The following is a 22065-nucleotide window of genomic DNA, read 5'->3' on the forward strand; positions in this document are numbered from 1 at the left end:
TGTCTCCTGTTGACTCACAGCTCTTGGATCAGAGGGTGGTTTTAAAAGTGAAAGTGACCATGCCGCGATCCTTGAGCTGGGCCACGGTGCCGGCAAACGCAGTGGTCTGACCGGGAACGCAGTTGTACTGGCCATTGGCGCCGGGGGCGGCACCATCGCCCCGTGCCCCGGCACTGCCGGCGGAGTCGCAAGTGTCGAAGTCGCCAAAGTTGTCGACGTATTTGAGGTCAAAGCGGTATTGGCTGCGCACGTCCATGCCGACGCCGACCGAATAGCTGCCGGTGCCTTTGTTACCGCCCAGTTGCACGGAGGATTGCCCTGCAAGGCCGACGTTGTAGCTGACCGGCAGGGACATATCGATGCCGGGGAACACCTGATACCAGGTCGGGTTGAAGTTCATGCCGAGGATGTAGTTGTCCTTGGAGACCTTGTCGACGCCGTCATACCAGTCCTCGCCCTTGAACAGTTGCTTGTTCTCGGTCACATCCAGCCAGCGGCTATAGCCGAGCTCCACCAGCAACGTGGAGGAATCCCACAGCGGGGTATCGCCGAAGGTGGTCAGGCCGTTGAGCACCGCGTGCACGGTATTACCGCGAGCCACGCCGTTATCGCCATCGAAGCTGCCAATAAAGCCCGGAGCCTTCGCCGCGCCCAGGGTCGGGTTGACGGTGGCCGGCACGCTGGACAGCGGCATGTTGTGGCGATAGTTGAGGTCGAAACCGACGCTCACGCCCGCGATGCTTTTGGCCAGGCTGAAGCCGTAGACGTCGATGTCATCGACGTAGAACTGGTTGTAACTGCCGACGTTGCCCGAGATCAGCTGAGCCGGGCCCACCGCAGTCGGTTGCAGCACCAGGTTGGGCAGGATGTCCGAGGTTTTGCGGTAGTAGACCCCGAGGGTGCCGTCGAGCCACGCCGGGCTCCACTTGGCCATCAGACCGAAGTCACCGTGGTTGTCAGGGGTGTAAGTGTGGCCATTGGTCAGCCGCAGGAACTGATTGGCGCCCAACGGACCGGGTGTACCGAAACGAGGATTTTGCGCAGCGATCAGCGACAGGTTGTGGCCGCCGTTCTGGATGCCGTCGTTGAAGCCCAGGTACGTGCCCGACTCCGGCAGCCGTGCGGCGTCCCAGTCGAGAAAATACTGCGCGGCCAGGGTCAGTTCCGGGTTGACGGTAAAACTGGTCGACAGCTGATTACGCGGGATGAACAGCTCCTTGGCTTCGGTGCCCGGCACGGCGAGTGCCTTGGACAAATCCAGACCCGACTGGCCATAACTGTTGCCATGAGCGAAGGCCAGCACGCTTTCACCCCAATACAGGGTGTGCTTGCCCGCCTTGCCACTCAGCAGCGATTCGTCGCCGATCTCGGTGCTGCCGAAGACGAAGGCGTCGAGAATCTCCGAGGACGGACCGTTGTAGTAACGGTCGGCATAGCCACTTTGGTGCCGCGAATCTGGCTTGCCATTATTGAGCTGATTGGTCGCCGCGTTATCGCTGCCGATATCGTCATAAGCGTGGTCGTACCAGCTGTTGGCACTGACGCGAAAACCCATCTGTTTTTTGTACACCACGTCCAGTTCCGACAAGACGTCGAGACGCTGGGCGACGGGACTGCCGGAGGAAAAATTACGGTCGCCGTCGTTGTTGTTCCACGAGTTGGCCAGCTTGCTGTTCGGGGCTTCGACACGCTGGGCGTAGTTGAACTTCAAGGTGTTGTCGAAACGAACCGACACGTCCTCATTCCCCGTATCGAACTCGAACGCCTGCACAGGCGTCATTCCCAACCCGGCGAGAACCGCCGAGGCCAGAAGCCCGCGCCGCAGATTTGTCTGGCAGATCTTATTGTTGTTATTCATCTAGCGTGCTCGCCTTCTCTGTGGTTTCACGAAAAGTCATTCAAGAAAATGCCGATGTGGCGGTGCGCACTGCTCTAAGGAGCGCGAGCCGAATCGGTCGAGACTGTTGTATCGCGAGGGGTGGGTGGATCGCTGGTCAATTGGGACAAATCACCGGTCAGCGCAACGTGGGCGCGACCAAACGCCCGCCTCCTGTAGCCAGATCCCCTGTAGGAGCTGCCGGAGGCTGCGATCTTTTGATCTTGATCTTCATTGAAGGGCGGCAAATCCAAATCAAAAGATCGCAGCCTTCGGCAGCTCCTACGGGGGGGTGAGTGCGTTCTCGAAACATGCGGAAAACGATCCTGCATTCGAATGCGCCCACCGCCGGCTAACGTTCATACGGTAACTTTTGGGGAGGGCAATGGAATGCCTGTCGCTGCAAACGGATGTCATCTGCGCAAGGGCCGGGGCTCGGAGTCGGGTCGTATTTATTTGCTGACTGCTGTCGCTCATCAACGTCGGCCGATGTTTTCAGATTGGCGGGCGGGACGCTTGCTGGTCGAACAGCTTCGCAGTGCGGAAGAGGCCGCAATGGTCACTTCCATGGCGTGGGTCGTTATGCCTGATCATCTGCATTGGCTGTTCGAGCTGCAACAAGGCTCGTTGGCCGAATTGATGTGCCGCATCAAATCCAGAAGCAGTCGCTCGATCAATCTCCTGCGTGGTGAGCAGGGTCGTTTATGGCAACCGGGTTATTACGATAGAGCCTTGCGTCGGGAAGAGGACCTGAAGGACGCCGCACGCTACATCGTAATGAATCCATTACGTGCGGGGTTGGTCACGTGCATAGGCGATTACCCTTTGTGGGATGCCATTTGGGTCTAGAAAATCAAAGGCAAAAGATCGGTGTAGGAGCTGCCGCAGGCTGCGATCTTTTGATCTTGATCTTCAGGACTGTGCGCGAAAATCCGTCGGCGATAACCCGGTCCAGCGTTTGAAGGCGCGGGTGAAGTTGCTGGTGTCGCTAAACCCCAGCAAGAAGGTGATTTCAGTCACCGGGCGCGATGCCTGGCTCAGATAGCTGCACGCCAGCTCCTTGCGAGTGTCGTCGAGCAGTTGCTGAAAATGGGTGCCGCGCTGAGACAGCTTGAGCTGCAACTTGGTCGGGCTCATGCACAAGGCGCTGGCGACCTTGTCCCGGGTGCAATCGCCATTGGGCAGGTATTCGATGATTTTCTGCGTGACCCCGGTAATTACATCGCTCTTGTCCAGGCGCGCCAGGTAGCTGATCACGATGTTGTCGTTGACCTGGGCCAATTCCGGGCACGACCCGCTCAGCACCTGCTGCAGGTCAGCCTTGTCGAACACCAGCAGGCTGGCGGCCTGATTGAACAGCACTGGAGCGCGGAACAATGCCTCATACGGTGCCGCCCCCTCATGCGGCATCGGGTGGCGCATTTCCACCCGCACAGGCTTGAACTCCTGCTTATAGAGCAAGCGCATCACCCGGATGAGAAACGCGAAAAACGCATCTTCAGTCTCGCCGCACAGATCGACCAAGTGTTCGAAGCGCATCAGGACGTGCGTGTCGGTCTGGCTGACATTGGCCTTGGCCACTTGGGACACCAAGCGGAAGTAACGCTCAAGACGTCGGCAAAAATCCATCAACGACCCGCTGGCCGCCAGGGAATAGCCCAAGGCATGCAGGTGGGTGAGATGAATGTGTTTAGCCACGATCAGCCCGAAATACGGGTTGTTGGTGACTTCGACGCAGGCGCGATACAGACGCGTCATGGTGGCGGCCGGCAGGCGGGTCAACGGGTCGGTGGACAGGCTCAGCGCAATTCCGGTGGCGTTGAAAATCCGTTTGCTGTCCACACCACTGGCGTCCAGCGCCCGGGCGATGGCCACGGTGTAGCTGCCAATGGTGGTCGGTTGCAGCGCTTCTTCATGCAACGGCATTTCGCTGCCGGGCGTATCCGTTTTCGAACCTGACATGGGCCTGCCTGTTAGGGATGCAAGAGCCGATACTCGCCCCCGGACCTGCATCGGTCAATCACCTGCTGAGCGCTCAGGCGTGATGTTCCAGTGCTTGGCGCGATAGTCACCTGCCCCACTGACCGTCGAATTGATTCTATTGACCAGTGGCGACTCGGCGTTCTGCCCACAATGCGCTCAAGTTGTGCAGCGAACAAAGAGAAGAACGCATGAACGAGAACACGCATTTCGATTACATCGTAGTTGGCGCGGGCGCTGCTGGCTGCGTGGTTGCCAGTCGCTTGTCGGAAGATTCGAACATTTCAGTCTGCCTGCTGGAAGCCGGTGGCCCCGACACCCATCCGCTGGTGCACATGCCGGCCGGCGTCGCGGCCATGGTGCCGACCTCGATCAACAACTGGCAGTACCAGACCGTGGCGCAGGCGGGTTTGAACGGTCGCATCGGTTATCAGCCACGGGGCAAGACCCTCGGCGGCAGTTCTTCTATCAACGCCATGGCCTATCACCGCGGCCACCCTGAAGACTTCGACCGCTGGGCAGCCTTGGGCAACCCGGGCTGGAGCTATCAGGACGTGCTGCCGTTTTTCAAGCGCGCCGAGCACAACGAGCACTTCGAAGGCCCGCTACATGGCCAGAACGGCCCACTCAACGTGCGCTTTCACTCCTCGCCCAATCCCTTTGGCGAAACCTTCGTCGAGGCTGGCATGCAGGCGGGTTACCCGGCGTGCCCCGATCAGAACGGCGCGAGCATGGAAGGCTTCGGCCGCGTGCAGGTGATGCAAAAGGACGGGCAGCGTTGCAGCGCCGCCAAAGCCTACCTGACACCTAACCGGCATCGTCAGAACCTGCGCATCGAAACCCATGCCCACGCCACGCGAATCCTGTTCGACGGCAAGCGAGCGGTGGGCATCGAGTTCATGCAAAACGGCGTGAAACGGACATTGCATGCCCGACATGAGTTGATTCTGAGCTCCGGGGCCTTCAACTCTCCGCAGCTGTTACTGCTGTCCGGCGTAGGTCCAAAAGACGCGTTGCTGAAATTCGACATCCCGGTGATTCACGCGCTACCGGGAGTGGGCCAAAACCTGGTGGACCACATCGATTACGTGCATTCCTACCGTGTCAAATCGCGCAAACTGATCGGCCTGTCGCTGGCGGGAGCCTGGGACATTTGCAAAGCCGCGATCCGTTACTGGCGGCACCGCAGTGGCCCGCTGACCAGCAACTTCGCCGAGGCCTGCGCCTTCGTCAAAACCTCACCGCAACTGCGTCAAGCCGACATCGAGCTGGCCCTGACCATCGCCATGTTTGCCGACCATGGCCGCACGCTGTATCGCGGTCACGGCCTCAGCGTGCATGCCTGTTTGTTGCATCCAAAAAGCGTCGGACAACTCACCCTCGCCAGTGCCGATCCAATGGTGCCACCGCAGATCGACCCGGCATTCCTGACCCATCCCGACGACATCAAAACGCTGATCCAGGGTTATCGGGTGATCCAGAAAGTCATGGCCACCCCGGCCTTCAAGGCGTTCAGCCCGAGGGACGTGATTGACGACCCGATGAATACCGATGCCGAGATCGAGCAGGTACTGCGTAACCGTTCCGACACGCTCTATCACCCGGTGGGCACCTGCAAAATGGGCACCGATGCAATGGCGGTGGTGGACGCTCGATTGAAGGTGCATGGCATACAAGGCCTGCGCGTGGTCGACGCCTCGATCATGCCGACTATCATTGGATGCAGCACCACGGCAGCCACTGTGATGATCGGCGAAAAAGCTGCCGAATTCATTCGTCAGGACCGCGCGAACAACGCCTCTCTCCCATCGAAGGACGATCATGAACCCAGCGCACTTCATCACCCCGCATAAGCTGCTGACGGTTGCAGCCGGTGTCGAACTCGCTACCGGGTTGGCGCTGCTGTTTACGCCAGGGCTGGTCAGCCATGTCCTGCTGGGCATCGACGGGACCGAGGTGACCAACCTGTTTGCACGGTTCTTTGGACTTGCCCTGATTGCACTGGGGATTGCCTGCTGGCCCCGACCGGCCAGCACCGCAGCGGTTCGGGCGATGCAGACCTACAACGGGGCGATTGCGCTGTACCTGGCGTATGTCGGCGTGTTCGTCGGCAGTGGTTTGTTGTTGTGGCCGGCGGTGGTTTTCCACGGGGTCATGACCGCGTTGTTGTTGCGTCGTTAACGTCAAAAGATCGCAGCCTTCGGCAGCTCCTGGAGGGATCGGGTGTTCCCGACGTTCCGAATCAAACAATTCCCCTGTAGGAGCTGCCGAAGGCTGCGATCTTTTGATCTTTCAACCCCAATTTTCTATTGATCCAAAGGAGCACTCGCATGGGAGTATTGGACGGCGTTCGTATCGTCGAAATCGCCGGCATCGGCCCGGGGCCGTTTTGCGGCATGTTGCTGGCGGACATGGGCGCCGAGGTAATCCTGGTCGAACGCGCTGGCAGCAAAGGTGCTGACATGCTGGACCTGGGCAAACACGCCATCGTCAATCGCGGCAAACAGTCGATAGCCCTGGACCTCAAGAATCCCGAAGCCATCGAAGCAGTGTTACGCCTGATCGAGGGCGCCGACGCGCTGATCGAAGGCATGCGTCCCGGCGTCATGGAACGCCTGGGCCTGGGCCCCGACGTGTGCCTGGCACGCAATCCACGGCTGGTTTACGGGCGCATGACCGGTTGGGGCCAACAAGGCCCATTGGCGCAAGCGGCTGGCCACGACCTCAATTACATCGCGCTGTCCGGTGCCTTGTGGTTCAGCGGCGAAGCCGGTCAGCCACCGATGCCACCGCCTACCCTGGTCGGCGATCTGGGCGGCGGTGCGCTGTACCTGGCGATGGGCATTCTGGCGGGGATCATCAACGCCAGCACCAATGGCGTCGGGCAGGTGGTGGACGCGGCCATTGTCGACGGCAGCGCCAACCTGATGAACCTGCTGCTGTCAGCGCACTCGGCGGGCCAACAGCCGATGGAACGCGGTTGCGGGCTGCTCGATGGCGCGCACTGGGCACGTACTTATGCCTGCGCCGACGGCTTGTTCGTCAGCGTGCAAGCGCTCGAACCGCAGTTCAACGCCATACTGTTCAAACTGCTCGGGCTGGGCGGCGATCCGGACTTCAAGCGCCCGTACGATCCACGTCTGTGGGGGCCGTTGCGCGAACGATTGGCCGCGGTTTTTGCCAGCAAGCCACGCCAGCACTGGATCGACCTCCTGCAAGGCAGCGATGCCTGCTTTGCCCCGGTACTCACCCCCATCGAAGCATTGACGCATCCGCACATGGCCGAGCGCGGTGTTTACTCGCGCCAGGACGGCGTATTACAGGCTGCTCCGGCACCACGGTTTTCAGCAACCCCTTCGGCGGTGGGTTCAGTGCCCAAGCGTGGGGAAAACACCGCAAAGATCCTGCGCAAAGCCGGTTTCAGCGATGCGCAGGTTGAACGACTGGTCATCGCCTGAACACCGCAAGCCCTGGGAGCGGGCTTGCTCGCGAAAGCGCTGTTTCATGCAACATTGATGTTGACTGACACTCTGCCTTCGCTGGCAAGCCAGCTCCTACAATTGGACTGGGTATGTCTGTGAGAACTTGGTCGTCTTGAAGGGCGACTTCGCGAGCAGGCTCGTTCCCACATTTGGACCGGGTACATCTGCGAGAAACGGGTCGGCTCAAAGGCCGCCTTCGCGGGCAAGCCTCGCTCCTACAAAATCAAAAGCAGAGCGGCGTACAGCTTCGCTTCTCACCACTCAACAGGCCGAGCGTTAGCTCGCCTGCAGCTGTTGATCTTGATCCACCCGCCCCTTCGGTAGGCTGAGTGGAGGTGTTTATCTGGAGGAAGGCGCGCAGCGCCGTTCGACGCAGTCGAACACATCGAGAGGAGGTCGTCGCGAAGCAGACCGGAGGCGATGCCCCCGGATGAACACCGGAGCGAAGGAACGCCGAGCCTAAGCGAGGGGCCGGACGCTCGGGGCGAGCCTTTTTTTGCTTACTTTTTTTTGGCGTTTGAAAAAAAAGTGAGTCGCCGTAAGGGCGAAACCATAAGCCGCCGTTACCGCAAAAACGGATATGTACACCCCACCATCATTTTTTCAAGAAGACAGCGACGAGACTGTCCTCACGCAACGCGTAACACGTATTGAGCAACTTGCCAGTGGCGTTAACGTACGCCTCGACATCCACCGGCGTACGCGGAGCAACCATCGCCCGAGCCATGGGAATCGTCTGAAATGCCGTCGTAGCGATCGGCAACAACAACTCAGTCAAATGCACACACCCGCCAACACCACCAAACAGCTCCTTGATGCGCCGCGAAAACCCCGGCCCGATCCGCTCTCCAAGCAACTTTTGATAGCCCGCCATCGCGCCGCGACATTGACTGGTGGGCACGTCAGGCATCGCTACATGCACCTCACGCACAACAAAATCATCGTCCAGCGTCAGCCGAATCAACATGCCGTGATACGTCTGCCCCGCCGTCACCGTCCGGCCTTCGGCCAGCGTCACCGGATGCGTCTTGCTATCACTCAAACGTCCTTCAATGTCCCACAACCCATCGGCGCGCAAAAACCCCTGGCACTCGACCTTGCGCCGGTGAATCAACCGGCGACCCCATTCGTCGACGTCGTCGATCATCACTCAGGCCGCCTGCTTGTTACGGCGACGCCAGACCAGCACGCCCACCAGCAACACAATAATCGCCACAATCGGCGGCGCAGCAGCCTTCAGCTTGGGAATGACCACATGCTTGAGGGCATACATCTGCCCCTGGTGCATGTAGTCGTAACCGACCGGCATCGGCAGCACACCGTTGACGCGGGCGTACTCGGCGTAGTCGGCCTGCATGCTCTGGAAGCGCTCCGGCATCCGCTGCTGCAAGTCGATCACTTCACCGGGATCAGTGACGATGTTATAGAGGTGCCATTGTTCGTTGCCCACCGGCTTCAGGCTCTTCACCAGTTTGTAGTCACCCTTGAACAACGCGGCGCTCCCGGACAATTCATAGCCGATGGCCTGATTTTGCGGGTGCACGCGTTCGGCACTGCCTTGCAGCACTGGCACCAGGCTGCTGCCGATCATCGGTTCCACGGGCCGCCCTTGATACTCACCGTGATGCGCCGGCACACCGGCCACTTCGAGCAAGGTCGGGACAATGTCGGTGACGTGAGTAAAGGCTTTGGCGATGTGATTGGCCTGGATGCCGGGCACACCGGAAACGATTAACGGCACGCGCAACCCGCCCTCGCCGGCAAAAAACTTGTAGCCGCTCAAGGGCGATGCAGCTGCACTGGCCCAACTCGGCCCGATGCTGGTGAAGGCGCCCTTGCCGCCCAGGCGATCGAGCTGGCGGGTGTAGTTCATCTCCAGCCACAACCGGACGGCCGGAATGGCGTAAGGGTCGGTGGGCTCACTGCCGTTATCGGAGAGAAACACGAACACCGTGTTGTCGTACTCGCCGGTGGCTTTCAGGTGCGCGATGAACCGGCCGATTTGCTGGTCCATGGTTTCCGCCATTCCGGCATAGACCTCCATGCGTCGCGCTTCGTAGCGTTTTTCCTGCTCATCCAGCGCGTTCCAGTCAGCGGTGCTGGCCATGGTCTGCATACCAACCCCTGCGGGAATCAGCCCCAGATCAACCGCGCGATCGCGACGGGCCTCGCGCAATGCGCTCCAGCCTTCGTCATAGCGCCCACGGTACTTGTCGATGATGTCCTTGGGCGCCTGGACCGGAACGTGATTCGCCTGAAACGCCAGGTAAGCGAAAAACGGCTTGCCCTCCTGTCGATCTGCCGCGATGTACTCCATGGCCTTGTCGACGATAAAGGTCGACGAGTAATAATCCTTGGGCAAATGCGCCGGCTGGCCGTTCTCGAACCAGGCGGCTTTATCGTACAACGGCGCATACGGCCGCTCCTCCCAGTTGTCCGAGCCACTGTCGGCCTGGATGAACGAGCGATCGAAGCCGCGTTTGTCCGGCAACGTGTCAGGCGTTTTGCCCAAGTGCCATTTGCCGGTGATGTAAGTGTGATAACCGCCGTCCTTGAGCAGGCTGGCGATGGTGATCGCGTTATCGTCGAGCACGCCGCTGTAACCGGGTTTGCCCAGGTGTTCGTCGGGCATGGTTTCCGGCATGTTGCCCACGCCGTTGCGGTGATTGTCGACACCGGTCAGCAGCATCGAGCGCGTGGGCGAACAAGAGGCGGTGACATGAAAATCGGCAAACCGCACGCCTTCACGGGCCAGGGTGTCGATGTTCGGCGTGGCGATTTCGCTGCCGAAGGAACCGACATCGCTGTAACCCCAGTCGTCGGCCACCAGCACCACGATATTTGGACGTTTGGCTGCGGCAAAACATTGGGCGCCAAAGACTATGCATGACAGGGCCAAAACAAGCGGTTTCAACGGGAGCATTCGCGGTTTCCTTTGCTCGGTGGTGAAGATCAAAAGATCGCAGCCTGCGCCAGCTCCTGCATTCAAACGCGATCCCTGTAGGAACTGTCGAGTGAAACGAGGCTGTGATCTTTTGATTATCTGGATCTCAACGTTTCAACAGCGCTTTCATGACCCGGCGAAACAGCGAGCCGTAGGGCGGGCGCAGCAGGCCCATGACGTCCCATCGCGGCGGCGTGAACACCGAGCGTTCCAGGCTGAACGCCTTGAAACCATACCCACCGCGATAACGGCCAAAACCGGAGTGGCCACAGCCTCCAAACGGCAAATCGGTCTGGAACAGGTGCTGCATGACTTCATTGATGCAAGCGCCACCCGAATGGGTCCGTTCCAGCACATGCCTGGCCTCGGCGCGGTCGTCGCCGAAGTAATACAACGCCAGAGGCCGCGGACGCGCGTTGATATAGTCGAGCGCCTCGTTGAGGTGGCGATAGCCGCGAATCGGCAGTAACGGGCCGAACACTTCCTCTTGCATCACCAATGTCGTGTCCGGCGGATCGACCAGCAGGGTCGGTGCGATCTTGCGTGAAGCGCTCAAGTCCTCGTTAGCCGGATTGACCTCGATCACCCTGACGCAGTGTTCTCGGGCATCTTGCAGGCAGGCTTGCATCCGCCGGTATTGCCCGGGCGTCGCCATCGCCGTGTAGTCCGGGTTGTTCAGCAGCGTCGGGAACAGACGTTGCAGTTCTGTCTGCATGTAACTCAACAAGCGCTCGAGGTCATCCTCGTGCACCAGCACATAGTCCGGCGCGATACAGGCCTGCCCACTGCTGACCCCCTTCCCGCCCCAGATGCGTCTGGCCGCGTTTTCCAGGTCCGCGCCCCGACCGATGATGGTCGGCGACTTGCCGCCCAGCTCCAGAGTCAACGGCGTCAGGTTTTGCGCCGCCGCGCGCATGACCAGGCGCCCGACCCGTGGGCTGCCGGTAAAGACCAAATGATCCAGCGGCATGGCAGAAAACGCCGCACCCAATTCAGCACCGCCGATAAAGGCTGCCACTTCGCTGTCATCGAACTGTTCGGCCAGCAGCTCGATCAGCACGCCTGCCGTGGCCGGCGACTGATCAGAGAACAGGATAATCGCGCGATTACCGGCGGCCAGTGCTTCGGCCAGCGGCCCAAGTGCGATGGCAATCGGGAAGTTCCACGGCGAAATGATCCCGATCGTGCCCAGTGGCTGATAGTGAATGTGCGCCCTGGCGCCGAGCCAGCCGCCGCCGAGTTCGGCGTTGCGGCGCTCGGGTCGCATCCAGCGGCGAACATGGTCACGGGCGTACTTGAGCCCCCGGACCGGCAACAGCACGTCGGCCATCAGCGATTGATCATGACTGCGCCAGGTAAAGTCGCTGGCCAATGCCTCGCACAACCGCTGTTGGTTGTTGACCAACAGCCTGATGACACGGTTGATCCGCTCGATACGCAATTCGGCCGACGGTGGCCCTTCGGTCCGGGACGCCGCTTGTTGACGGGCAAGCGCTGCACGGACCCCGTCGAGTGCGGCGTTGGCGGGTGTACCGGCAGCGGTTGTGAAGTCGTGCAATCCAGAGTGCATGTTCAGGTTCCTATCGTGCGGGCTCGTTAGGGCCGACCAGTTCGAAATCCGCAGAGAATTTGTCCAGCGAGCCCAGCACGTCATAGACCGCCAGTTTGCTGCCATCGATCTTCAAGTCACCTTTGAACACGGCCTCGATCGGCGACACTTTCTCCGCCAGAATCGAGTTGAGCGTCTCGCGTGTCAGGGTGATCGTGGCATCGGCCTTGTCGGCGTTGTAATCGGCGATGTAGGTCAACGCCGAGTTCTCCAGATTGAGCGTGTAACGCTTGCCCGACGTACCGATATCGGTGAAGTTCCAGTTCAGCACAATGTGCTTGCCCTCGACATCCGGGGCCTTCAGACGCACGCCCAGGTAATCGAAGATATTGTCGATGGTCAGCGCCCGAAGCATGTCGGGGCTGGCGGTGCGCAGCGCCGAGGCGAGTTTCTTGCCGCCGCTGCGATGCTCCATGGCGGCCGCCAGATAGCTGTTACGCTCGACCGCCGACTCAGCCTGGTAGCCCAACTGCTCCAGGGCATCGGCCGCCAATTCCCGCGCCGCGCTGTTGTTCGGTTCGGCGTACACCAAATGGCTCATGGCTTGTGCCACCCAGCGGTACTGACCGTTGGCAAAGTCACTCCGGGCGCGCGCCAATACCGCCTCGGCACCGCCGCCATACTCGACAAATTTCTTGCCGTAATCGCCGTCGGACAACGCGTCCATATTGGCCGGATTAGCGTCATACCAGCCCATGTATTGCTGGTACACGGCCTTGGCGTTGCGCTGCACTGAACCGTAGAAACCGTGGGTGAAGGTTTCACTGGCCAGGCTCGCCGGGACGTGATTGCGCATGTATTCGGCAATCTCCACCGGCTTGTAGCCCTTGTTGATCAGGCGCAATGACTGGTCGTGCAGCCACTTGTACATGTCGCGTTGCTTGGACAAATAATTGACCACGCGCTCATGCCCGAACACTGGCCAACCGTGCTGCCCGACCAGGATGTCGGCGCCGGGGGCAAACTGATGCAGCGCTTCATTGAGGTACTTCGACCAGGCCAGGCCGTCACGGATGGTCGCCCCACGCAGCGTCAGCAATTGATGTTGAGTGGGCAGCGCCAGTTCACCGGTATCGAGTACCTTGAACTGCGGGAAATAGTGGATGAACTCAGCCGGCGCCTCGGTGCCCGGTGCCAGCATGTTGACGATCTCGACACCATCAATGGTCAGGGTTTGCACCGGCTGGTTGAGCTCGAGGGTCGGCGCGATCATGGTGATGGTGCCGTTGGACAATGCCTTGGCACCGCCAAGGTCGATCTGGCCCTGGGCACTGCGGGGCAAGGTGGTGCCGAACTGGTACTCGGCGCGTCGGCTCATGGCGTTGCCGGCCATCACGTTCTCGGCGACTGACGTTTCCATGAACCCCGCCGGGGCAATGATCTGCACCTTGCCCGACTTCACGTCCTCTTCATCGACGATGCCGCGAATGCCGGCGAAGTGATCGACGTGACTGTGGTTGTAGAACACCGCCACCACTGGCTTGCGCGGTCGATGCTGGTAATACAGCTCAAGCGAGGCATGCGCCACTTCGGTGGCCAGGTTGCAGTCGATGATGATCAGGCCGGTGTTGCCTTCGATGATGGTCATGTTGGTCAGGTCCAGACCGCGCACCTGATAAAAACCATCGGTGACCTTGAACAGACCATTGGCCATGCTTTTGCGGGCCTGCTGCCAGAGGCTCGGATTGACCGTTGCCGGCGCATCGGCACTGCCGAGAAATTCATAGCCTTTGAGGCTGTACACCACGTGACCATCGGCAGCCGTGGTTTCGGCGTCGGGCAGGCTGGCAATAAAGCCGCGCTGGATGTCGGCTTCCACATCCCCATCGACCGGGGGCATGTTGTGCGCCGTGGTCGCGTTAACGGCGATGGTGGCGGCCGTCGCCGCTTTCTGGCCACCCTGCCCCGCGCTGTTTTCGACCGCTTGCACCTGAACGCCGGCTTGACCTCGCGACCATTGCAGCGCCCCGACAATACTGGCGGCCAGCACTGACACCGTCAGTGCTACGCGGATTTTCTTCATCGCACGGTCTCTCTTTATTTGTTGTTTGGACACCGTTTCGATGGTGCAAGCAAGTGCACCTGGCTTGCTGGTCTTCTCGATCAATTCATCTGTCTTCACAGGCCCGCGTTCCACTTGTAGGAGCTGTCGAGTGCAACGAGGCTGCGATCTTTTGATCTTGCTTTTAAACAATCAAAAGATCGCAGCCTCGTTGCACTCGACAGCTCCTACACAGAGTGGGTGTACATCCGATGCCCCTCCCCTGCGGACAAGCGCTTTCGTTGCAATGACCTGCGCGGCCCGGGTCGGCATTCCTACTATCAGCCCCATCAACGACGCCAACAGAGCGCTAACAATAAGGGGAGTTGTCATGAGTGAAGATGTCTTGCTGTACGAAATCATTGGCCCGGTAGCGCGCCTCACACTCAACCGGCCCAGGGCCATGAATGCGCTGAACCTGGCGACACTCGCCGAGCTCGAACGCTGCCTCACCGACATTGCGCTCAATGACGAGCTGCGCGCGGTCATCCTCACCGGCAATGGCCCGGCCTTCTGCGCCGGTGCCGACTTGAAAGAAGTCCTGGCCGGCGCCAGCCTGCCTGCGGGCGAAGCCGACTTCCTCGACCGCGCCAACCAGGTATTCGGCCAGTTGCGCAACTTCCCGAAACCGGTGATCGCCGCCCTCAACGGCGTGACCATGGCCGGTGGTCTTGAGCTGGCCATGTGCGCCGACATTGTGGTCGCTGCACAAACCGCGACCCTGGCCGACGCCCACGCCAATTTCGGCGTCTACCCCGGCGCGGGTGGCGCGGCGGTGCTGCCACGCTTGATCCCGTTGAACATGGCGATGTACCTGTTGATGACCGGCAAGTCCCTTTCGGCCACGGAAATGAAGGTCTATGGCCTGGTGTGTGAAGTCCACGCCGACGCCGAACTCGAAGGCGCCGCCCTGGCCCTGGCCAATCAGATTGCGAAAAAGAGCCCGATCGCGCTGCGGCGCATGAAAGAAGTGGCCCGAGCCTCCGCCGACAAGTCCCGCGACGACGCCTTGCAGCATGAGCAAGTGATGTTGCGCCAGCACCTGCGCACCGCCGATTTCCAGGAAGGCTTGCAGGCCTTCGGCGAAAAACGCTCACCGAATTTCAAGGGCCGCTAGGCCGCCACGTCCCCGCAAACAGCAGGAACAGACAATGAACGATATCTACGTAGTGGGCGTTGGTATGACGCCGTTTGGTCGCTTGCTGGACCGCAGCGTCTACGACATGGTCGACGAGGCCGTCGGCCTGGCCTTGAATGACGCCGGCGCCACCAGCGCTGACGTCGGCTCGGTGTATTACAGCACCATGACCAACGGCCTGTTGCAGGGTCAGACCGGTATTCCCGGCCCGATCGCCATGCGCCGCATCGGCATCGAAGGCGTGCCGGTGTTCTCGGTGGAGAACGCCTGCGCGTCCGGCTCATCGGCGTTCAACCTCGCCACCCTGGCGTTGCGTGCCGGTCAGTGTGACATCGCCCTGGCGGTCGGCGCCGAGAAGATGAACGTCCCCGACAAAGCGAAGATGTTTGCCGTGTTCGATGGCGGTTGGGACGTGTCCACGGTCGAGCAGAACAAGCACACCCTGCTGGCCATGGGCGAAGGCATCGTGCCGCCACCGGGCACTGTTTCCGAGCGCCCGTACAGCGTGTTCATGGACGTGTATGCCGCCATCGCGCGCAATCACATGCTGCGTTATGGCACCACTCAACGGCAGATCGCCGCAGTGGCCGCGAAGAACCACCTGCACTCGGTGCACAACCCGCTTTCGCAATTCCAGCAAGCCTTCAGCATCGACGAAGTGCTGGCCTCGCCAGCGATTTGCTACCCGCTGACCACCCTGATGTGCTCGCCGATCAGCGACGGCGCTGCCGCCGTAGTGCTGTGCAACGCCGAGGGCCTCAAGCGCTTGAAAAATTCCGGCGACCGCGCCATTAGCGTCCTCGCCAGCGTGGTGCAAACCGGCAGCAACCGTGGCTTGGACGAGCCGGAAAAAATCGTCGCGCACCTGGCGGCGAAAAAAGCCTACGCCCAGGCTGGCATCAATCCTTGCGACGTCAATGTCGCGGAAGTGCATGACGCCTCGGCCATCGGCGAAATCCTCAACGCCGAATCGCTGATGCTGGTGCCCTTCGGCGAAGGCGGCCCGGCAGCCGAACGCGGTGACTTCACCGTCGGTGGGCGCATGCCGATCAACCCGTCCGGCGGCCTCGAATCCAAGGGGCACCCGATCGGCGCCACCGGTCTGGGGCAGATCCATGAGCTGGTTACGCAACTGCGTGGCGAAGCCGGCAAGCGCCAGGTCGAAGGCGCCCGCATTGCCATTCAGGAAAACGGCGGCGGCCTGTTCGGCATCGAAGAAGCCGTGGTCGCCGTCAACATTCTCGCCAACAAAAATAGTTAAGGAGCCTCTCATGGGACACGTCATGCGCACCCCGGAACAACTCGAAGCCGTCGAGAGTTTCCGTCGTTTCCTCGCCGACAAAATCGACCCGGTGTTCAACAAGGAATACCGCGACAAGTTTATCCCGCGTGAAAAAATGGCCGACATCATGCGCCAGCTCACCGAGTTCGGCATGATCTGCGGTGCCGTCAGCGAAGCCCACGGCGGGCTGGGCCTGGACTGGCCGACCATGATCATGCTCTTCGAGGAAGTTGCGGCGTGCTCGGTGGATTTGTCGACGCCGGTGGTCATCAACTCCTTCGGCGCACAGATGCTGGAAAAACTCGCCCCCGATCACCTGCGCGAGCGCTACCTGCCGGGCCTGATCAGCGGCGACTCGTTCGTCAGCGTCGCCATTTCGGAACCGGACGTCGGCTCCAACGTGCTGGAAATCAAGACCCGCGCCCGCCGCGACGGTGATGACTTCATCATCACTGGCGAGAAAACCTGGATCAGCAACGGCGCTTACTCCGACTTCCTGATCTGCACCTGCCGCACCGGTGATGACCCGCGTAAAGGCCTGACGCACTTTTTGCTGGACCGCAAAGAGCATCCGTACGAAGTGCAGAACATCCACAAGATGGCCTGGAACAGCCAATCCACCGCGCAGATTTTCCTCAACGACGTACGCGTGCCGGCCAGTAACATCATCGGCAACGAAGGTGAAGCGCTGAAAAACACCCTGTCGTTCTTCGAGCGTTCGCGAGTGTTTGTCGCCGCGCAAGGCCTGGGCATCGGCCGTCGCGCACTGGGAGAAGCGGTGCGCTACGCCAAGGAACGCAAGCAACACGGCAAGTTGATCGCCGGCCACCAGTTGATCAGCGCGATGCTCGCGGAAATGGCCACCCACGTTGACGCCGCCCGCTTGCTGACCTACCGCGCCGCCGAGATGATCGGTGCCGGCATCCCCGCAGAAATGGAAGCCGCAATGGCCAAGTATTTTGCCTGTGAGGCGGCGGTGACCATTGCCCGTCAAGCCGTGCAGATTCACGGCGGCGCCGGTGTCACTACCGATTTCCTGGTCGAGAAACTCGCCCGCGAAGCGATCATCGTGCCGATTCCCGAAGGCACCACGCAGATCCAGCAACTGATCATTGGCCGTGCCCTGACCGGGGTCAACGCGTTCTGATCAACCGCCCGTTCGACTTCTGACAATAACAACCCGGCCGCTTATGGGCCGGGCAGCGAACAAGGACACTCTCATGCGTATTCAAGACAAAGTCATCGTCATCACTGGCGGCGCTTCGGGCCTGGGCCTGGCCACCGCGCACTACATGGCAGGCGAAAAAGCCGCCAAAGTGGCGATTTTCGACCTGAACATCGAAGCCGGCGAAAAAGCCGTTGCCGAGATTGGCGCCGACCGCGCCATGTTCGTGCAGACCGACGTCAGTGATGAAGCCTCGGTGCAGAACGCGGTCAATGCCGTGATTGCCACATTCGGAGCGATCCACGTGTGCATCAACGGCGCCGCCGTACCGAACGGCTTCAAAGTGCTGGGCAAGGAAGGCAAGGCCGCACCGCTGGCGAAATTCGCCCTGGCCACTGCGATCAACCTTAACGGCGTGTTCAACGTGATGTCCAAGTGCGCCGAGCACATGGCCAACAACGAAGCCGAAGCCGGCGAAGAGCGTGGCGTGGTGATCAACGTGTCGTCCGGCGCGGCGTATGAAGGCCAGGTCGGTCAGTGCGCCTACGCTGCTACCAAGGCAGGCGTAATCGGCATGAACATGCCGGCCGCTCGCGAACTGGGCGCTATTGGCGTGCGGGTCAACGCCATCGCACCGGGCCTGTTCCTGACCAGCATGGTGGCCGGTCTGGACGAGAAAATCCTCAACTCGCTGAAAGAACAAATGGAGGCCCCGAAACGCCTGGGCGACATGCGTGAGTTCGCCCATTGCTGTGCCTTCCTGATCGAGAACGCCTACGTCAACGGCGAGACCATCCGCCTCGACGCCGCCTCGCGCATGCGTGCCCGGTAAGCGGCCCGATCTCTTGAGCCAGTCCCACAGGGCCAACACACCATGAAAATGAACTTCAGCCGAATCATGCGCTTGCTCGCCCTGCGTCATCGCGACCAGGAAGCGATCGTCAACGTCGAGCGCAACCGGCGTTACACCTACGAGCAATACCACCTGCTGACCAACCGCATCGCCGATGTCCTGCGCTCCGTGCTGCAGGTGCGTACGGGCGAGCGCTTCATGCTGATCCTGGAAAACGACAACCTCAGCCTGATGATGTTTCCCAGCACCTTCAAGCAGGAAGGCACGGTGGTCATGACCAACCTGCGCGACCCGCTCGAGGAGCATGCGCGGCAGATCGAACTGGTCAAACCCCGGGTGGGGTTTGGCGAACCCCGCTTGCTCGACAGTTACTACGGCATGCTGCGCAGTCGCGGTTGCGACATCGTGGTGAGGGCCCCGCCGACGCTTGCGCAAGCCGCCCTCCCCGGCGTGCACAACTTTTGGTCGTTGGTGGAAGCCGCGTCCGATCTCGACAATGACGTGACCCTCGATACCGACCAGCACATCTGCATGTTGCGCTTCACCGGTGGCACCACCGGCAAGGGCAAGTGCGCGATGTACTCCATCGACAACTGGATGGCCTGCCGCGATGCGGCGTTTATCAACACCGATCTGGGGCTGAGTAGCGCCACCCGATTGCTGCATGTCTCGCCGTTGTCCCACGGCACGTTGATGCTGTTCTTCCCCACCGTTTATGGTGGCGGAACCAACCTCACCATGAATCAGCTGGACATGGAGTCCTGGCGGCAGAGTGTGGAAAGCGAACGCGTCAGCCATTCGTTCCTGGTGCCGACCGTGCTGTACCGGCTGCTGGAAATGCAACGCGCGGCGCCTAAGGATTTTTCGTCGCTGACCACGCTGATCTACGGCGCCGCACCGATGAGCCCCGACAAACTGGGCGAACTGGTGGAGTGCTTCGGGCAGATTTTTGTCCAGGGCTATGCGGCGACCGAGGCCCCAATGGTGATCTCGGCGCTCGACAAGGCTGCGCACCGGCCCGGTGATGCCGCAGCCCTTCGGCATCTGTCATCGGCTGGCCGGCCGACACCCGGTGTCGAAGTGTTTATCGCCGATTCGGACGGTAAACCCTTGCCCATTGGCGAAACCGGCGAAATCCGCATTCGCTGCAAAGCCATCATCAAGGGTTACTACGAGAACCCGGAAGCAACGGCGGCGGAATTCGACGACGGCGCATGGAAGTCCGGTGACCTGGGTTACATCGATGCCGATGGTTACCTCTACATCGTTGACCGGCTCAAGGACATGATCATCAGCGGCGGTTTCAACGTCTATGCGGTGGAAGTCGAGGCGGCTCTTGCAGCACACCCATCAGTGCTGATGGCCGCCGTAGTCGGCATTCCGCACGCGGAATGGGGGGAAGCGGTGCATGCCGAAGTGATTCTGCGTCAGGGTGAAACCGTCACTTCAGAAGAGTTGATCGCACAAACCCGCACTCGACTGGGTGGCTACAAGGCGCCGAAATCGCTGGTGTTTGTCGATGAATTGCCGACGTCGGTGGTCGGCAAAGTGCTGCGCCGGCAAGTTCGGGAAAAGTATTGGCAGAACTTGCTACGCAAGATCAGCTGACACACCCCCCGTAGGAGCTGCCGCAGGCTGCGATCTTTTGGCTCTGATTTAAAAACACACAATCAAAAGATCGCAGCCTGCGGCAGCTCCTACAGGGGGGTATCAGCATTTACGTCGACTGCGCGCCGGATCGCCCCAACACCCGCACGCTTTACAGATACCAGCGATATTCCCGGGCGCTGATCTCTTGCATGAACGCCAGATGGTCCTGGCGTTTGTTCTCGCAATACACATCCACGAACTCCGCGCCCAGACCTTCGCGCAGTTGCGGTTGATGCTGCATCGCGCGCACGGCTTCGAGCATTTCCAGCGGGAAGTCGATGCCGCTGTTACGGTCTTCGTTCAGCGGCAGGATGGGCTCTTTGCCTGCGTCCAGCCCATGTTCCAGTCCCACCAGAATCGCCGCCAGCACCAGATAAGGGTTGGCATCGGCACCGGCCAGACGATACTCGACGCGCAGGTTTTTCGAATCCGATTCCGGGATGCGCAGGCACGCATCGCGATCCTCATAGCCCCAACTGGCTTGCGTGGCCACGTTTACCGTACCGCCCAAACGACGCATTGCGTTCTGGTTCGGCGCGAAGATCGGCATGCTGTGCGGCAGCAATTCCAGGCAGCCTGCCACGGCGTGGCGCAGCGACTGCTGCTGCTTGGCGGCCAACAGGTTATTGCCGGCAGCGTCGTACAGACTGACATGCACATGCATGCCGCTGCCGGGGTGCTGCAAGTAAGGTTTGGCCATGAAGCTGGCGCGCAAACCGTGCTTGAGCGCGACGCCTCGGGTACTGCGACAGAACAGAGCGGCCCAGTCGGCAGCACGCAGACCGTCGTCGAGGTGACCGAAGTTGATCTCGAACTGACCCGGCCCCAGTTCAGCCGTGATCACTGTGGCATCAACGCCCTGAGCCCGCGTCGCCTCGACCATTTCATCCAGCACCGGCGCAAAACGCGACAGGCGCTCGATGTGCATGTTCGGTTGATCATCGGCATCGTCCGTCAGCCCGTCGCGGGGGAACTGAGGCAGGCCGTCACGCAGCTTTTTATCGAACAGGTAGAATTCCAGTTCGAAAGCCACTACCGGATGAATGCCTTTACGTGCCAGCCGATTCAGCACGTGCGCCAGCACTTCGCGCGGTTCGAAAACAATCGGTTTCTCGGTGCCATCCGAGGTGATCAGCATTTGCCCCAGCGGCTGCGCTTCCCACGTCACCGGTTTGAGCGTGCCGGGCACCAGGCGACGCCGTGCATCCGGGTCACCGTCGTTAAAGCAGTAGTCGCCGATTTTGAACAACCCGCCCTGCGCGCCCAGCAATACACAGTTTTGCGGCAGCTTGAGCGCGCTGCCGGCGGCGACTTTCTCCAGCATGTCGACGGGATAGCGCTTGCCGTAAAAATGCCCCGGAATGTCCAGGGAAATCAGGTCGACATAACGCACGTCGGGGTAGCGTTGGCGAAAAGCACGCACTTCAGCCAGCAGGTCAGAGCAAGCAGCATCCATCATGATTGTTCCTTGATTGTTATCAGGTGTAGACCCAGAGCACTCGCGTGAGATGCTCAGTGAGATTGCCGTAGCGGCAACGGGTGTGACTGTCGAACTGAAAACTGTCCCCGGCGCGTAAGGTGACGGGGTCTTCGTCGTCGCCGAGCCATAACGTCAACTCGCCTTCGAGCACATAGCCGCCCTGCTCCGAACTATCGCTGAGGTGCCGTTCGCCACTGCTGGCGCCGGCTTCCATAAGACTTTCGAGCATCGAGAACGAAGCCCTGATTTTTGGCGAAACCAGAACGTCGGTAATGCCGTTGGCGTAGTACAGCGTGCGGCGCTCGTCAGGGCGGGTGACCCACGGCAACACCTTGGGTTTGGGCAAGCTGTAGAAATAGGTCGTCGGCACGCCGAGGGTTTCGCTGATCGCCGTCAGATCGGCCACCGTGGGCCGGGACAAGCCGCGCTCGACTTGCGACAAAAAACCTACCGAGCGACCGATTTGGTCGGCCAGGTCCTTGAGGGTGAATTTCTTGTGCTTGCGCAAATCGTGAATAAGGATCGCCAGCGCGGCGATTTCTTCTTGCTTGTTCATGGCTGGGTT

General features: G+C 60.5%; 17 protein-coding genes. 9 read left to right on the forward strand and 8 right to left on the reverse strand.

From position 1 onward, the window contains the following. Positions 1–28 precede the first annotated feature (28 nt). On the reverse strand, positions 29–1858 hold the full coding sequence (locus AEQ67_RS05155) for a DUF1302 domain-containing protein (RefSeq protein WP_059402808.1): 1830 nt from the start codon (positions 1856–1858) through the stop codon (positions 29–31). A gap of 408 nt (positions 1859–2266) precedes the next feature. Here AEQ67_RS05155 and AEQ67_RS05160 point away from each other — a divergent pair, with 408 nt between their 5' ends. After that, positions 2267–2725, forward strand: a complete 459-nt coding sequence (locus AEQ67_RS05160) for an REP-associated tyrosine transposase (protein WP_059402809.1) — start codon at positions 2267–2269, stop codon at positions 2723–2725. Between the two features lie 63 nt (positions 2726–2788). Here the strand turns inward: AEQ67_RS05160 and AEQ67_RS05165 are convergent, their stop codons facing one another. Beyond that, complete coding sequence (locus tag AEQ67_RS05165) at positions 2789–3838, reverse strand: AraC family transcriptional regulator (RefSeq protein ID WP_059402810.1); 1050 nt, start codon at positions 3836–3838, stop codon at positions 2789–2791. Between the two features lie 209 nt (positions 3839–4047). Here AEQ67_RS05165 and AEQ67_RS05170 point away from each other — a divergent pair, with 209 nt between their 5' ends. From AEQ67_RS05170 to AEQ67_RS05180, 3 genes are all read left to right on the forward strand, one after another. Further along, on the forward strand, positions 4048–5709 hold the full coding sequence (locus tag AEQ67_RS05170) for a GMC family oxidoreductase (protein ID WP_059402811.1): 1662 nt from the start codon (positions 4048–4050) through the stop codon (positions 5707–5709). Further along, a complete protein-coding gene (locus tag AEQ67_RS05175) occupies positions 5678–6037 on the forward strand; it encodes a hypothetical protein (protein ID WP_059402812.1) in 360 nt (119 codons plus the stop codon). Before AEQ67_RS05170 ends, AEQ67_RS05175 begins: the two co-directional genes overlap by 32 nt. A gap of 149 nt (positions 6038–6186) precedes the next feature. Then, entirely contained in the window at positions 6187–7314 is a 1128-nt protein-coding gene (locus tag AEQ67_RS05180; RefSeq protein WP_059402813.1) for a CaiB/BaiF CoA transferase family protein, read from the forward strand. Positions 7315–7933: 619 nt separating this feature from the next. Here the strand turns inward: AEQ67_RS05180 and AEQ67_RS05185 are convergent. The 4 genes from AEQ67_RS05185 to AEQ67_RS05200 all read right to left on the reverse strand — a co-directional run bounded on the left by AEQ67_RS05185 (position 7934) and on the right by AEQ67_RS05200 (position 13914). Next, on the reverse strand, positions 7934–8485 hold the full coding sequence (locus AEQ67_RS05185; RefSeq protein ID WP_059402814.1) for a DUF2889 domain-containing protein: 552 nt from the start codon (positions 8483–8485) through the stop codon (positions 7934–7936). A gap of 3 nt (positions 8486–8488) precedes the next feature. Further along, positions 8489–10261, reverse strand: a complete 1773-nt coding sequence (locus tag AEQ67_RS05190) for an arylsulfatase (RefSeq protein ID WP_059402815.1) — start codon at positions 10259–10261, stop codon at positions 8489–8491. Between the two features lie 127 nt (positions 10262–10388). Next, the gene (locus tag AEQ67_RS05195) at positions 10389–11852 is read right to left on the reverse strand and encodes a coniferyl aldehyde dehydrogenase (RefSeq protein ID WP_059402816.1); all 1464 of its coding nucleotides are present in this window, start codon (positions 11850–11852) and stop codon (positions 10389–10391) included. 10 nt (positions 11853–11862) lie between these two features. Next, complete coding sequence (locus tag AEQ67_RS05200) at positions 11863–13914, reverse strand: alkyl/aryl-sulfatase (RefSeq protein WP_059402817.1); 2052 nt, start codon at positions 13912–13914, stop codon at positions 11863–11865. A 349-nt stretch (positions 13915–14263) separates the two neighbouring features. Here AEQ67_RS05200 and AEQ67_RS05205 point away from each other — a divergent pair, with 349 nt between their 5' ends. The 5 genes from AEQ67_RS05205 (at position 14264) to AEQ67_RS05225 (ending at position 19978) form a co-directional block, all read left to right on the forward strand. Beyond that, positions 14264–15049 (forward strand): enoyl-CoA hydratase/isomerase family protein, encoded by a 786-nt coding sequence (locus tag AEQ67_RS05205; RefSeq protein ID WP_059402818.1) that lies wholly within the window; start codon positions 14264–14266, stop codon positions 15047–15049. A 34-nt stretch (positions 15050–15083) separates the two neighbouring features. Further along, positions 15084–16331, forward strand: a complete 1248-nt coding sequence (locus AEQ67_RS05210) for a thiolase family protein (protein ID WP_059402819.1) — start codon at positions 15084–15086, stop codon at positions 16329–16331. Positions 16332–16341: 10 nt separating this feature from the next. Further along, entirely contained in the window at positions 16342–17499 is a 1158-nt protein-coding gene (locus AEQ67_RS05215) for an acyl-CoA dehydrogenase family protein (protein WP_059402820.1), read from the forward strand. 73 nt (positions 17500–17572) lie between these two features. After that, positions 17573–18349 (forward strand): SDR family NAD(P)-dependent oxidoreductase, encoded by a 777-nt coding sequence (locus AEQ67_RS05220; protein WP_059402821.1) that lies wholly within the window; start codon positions 17573–17575, stop codon positions 18347–18349. 42 nt (positions 18350–18391) lie between these two features. After that, entirely contained in the window at positions 18392–19978 is a 1587-nt protein-coding gene (locus tag AEQ67_RS05225; protein ID WP_059402822.1) for a class I adenylate-forming enzyme family protein, read from the forward strand. Between the two features lie 151 nt (positions 19979–20129). On the opposite strand, the gene AEQ67_RS05230 is transcribed toward AEQ67_RS05225, so the two are convergent. Next, positions 20130–21476 (reverse strand): glutamine synthetase family protein, encoded by a 1347-nt coding sequence (locus tag AEQ67_RS05230; protein WP_059402823.1) that lies wholly within the window; start codon positions 21474–21476, stop codon positions 20130–20132. 22 nt (positions 21477–21498) lie between these two features. Next, complete coding sequence (locus AEQ67_RS05235; protein ID WP_059402824.1) at positions 21499–22056, reverse strand: helix-turn-helix domain-containing protein; 558 nt, start codon at positions 22054–22056, stop codon at positions 21499–21501. Between the last annotated feature and the right edge of the window lie 9 nt (positions 22057–22065).

Origin of the sequence: Pseudomonas sp. RIT-PI-q (genome assembly GCF_001297125.1) — a bacterium.
GTDB lineage: Bacteria > Pseudomonadota > Gammaproteobacteria > Pseudomonadales > Pseudomonadaceae > Aquipseudomonas.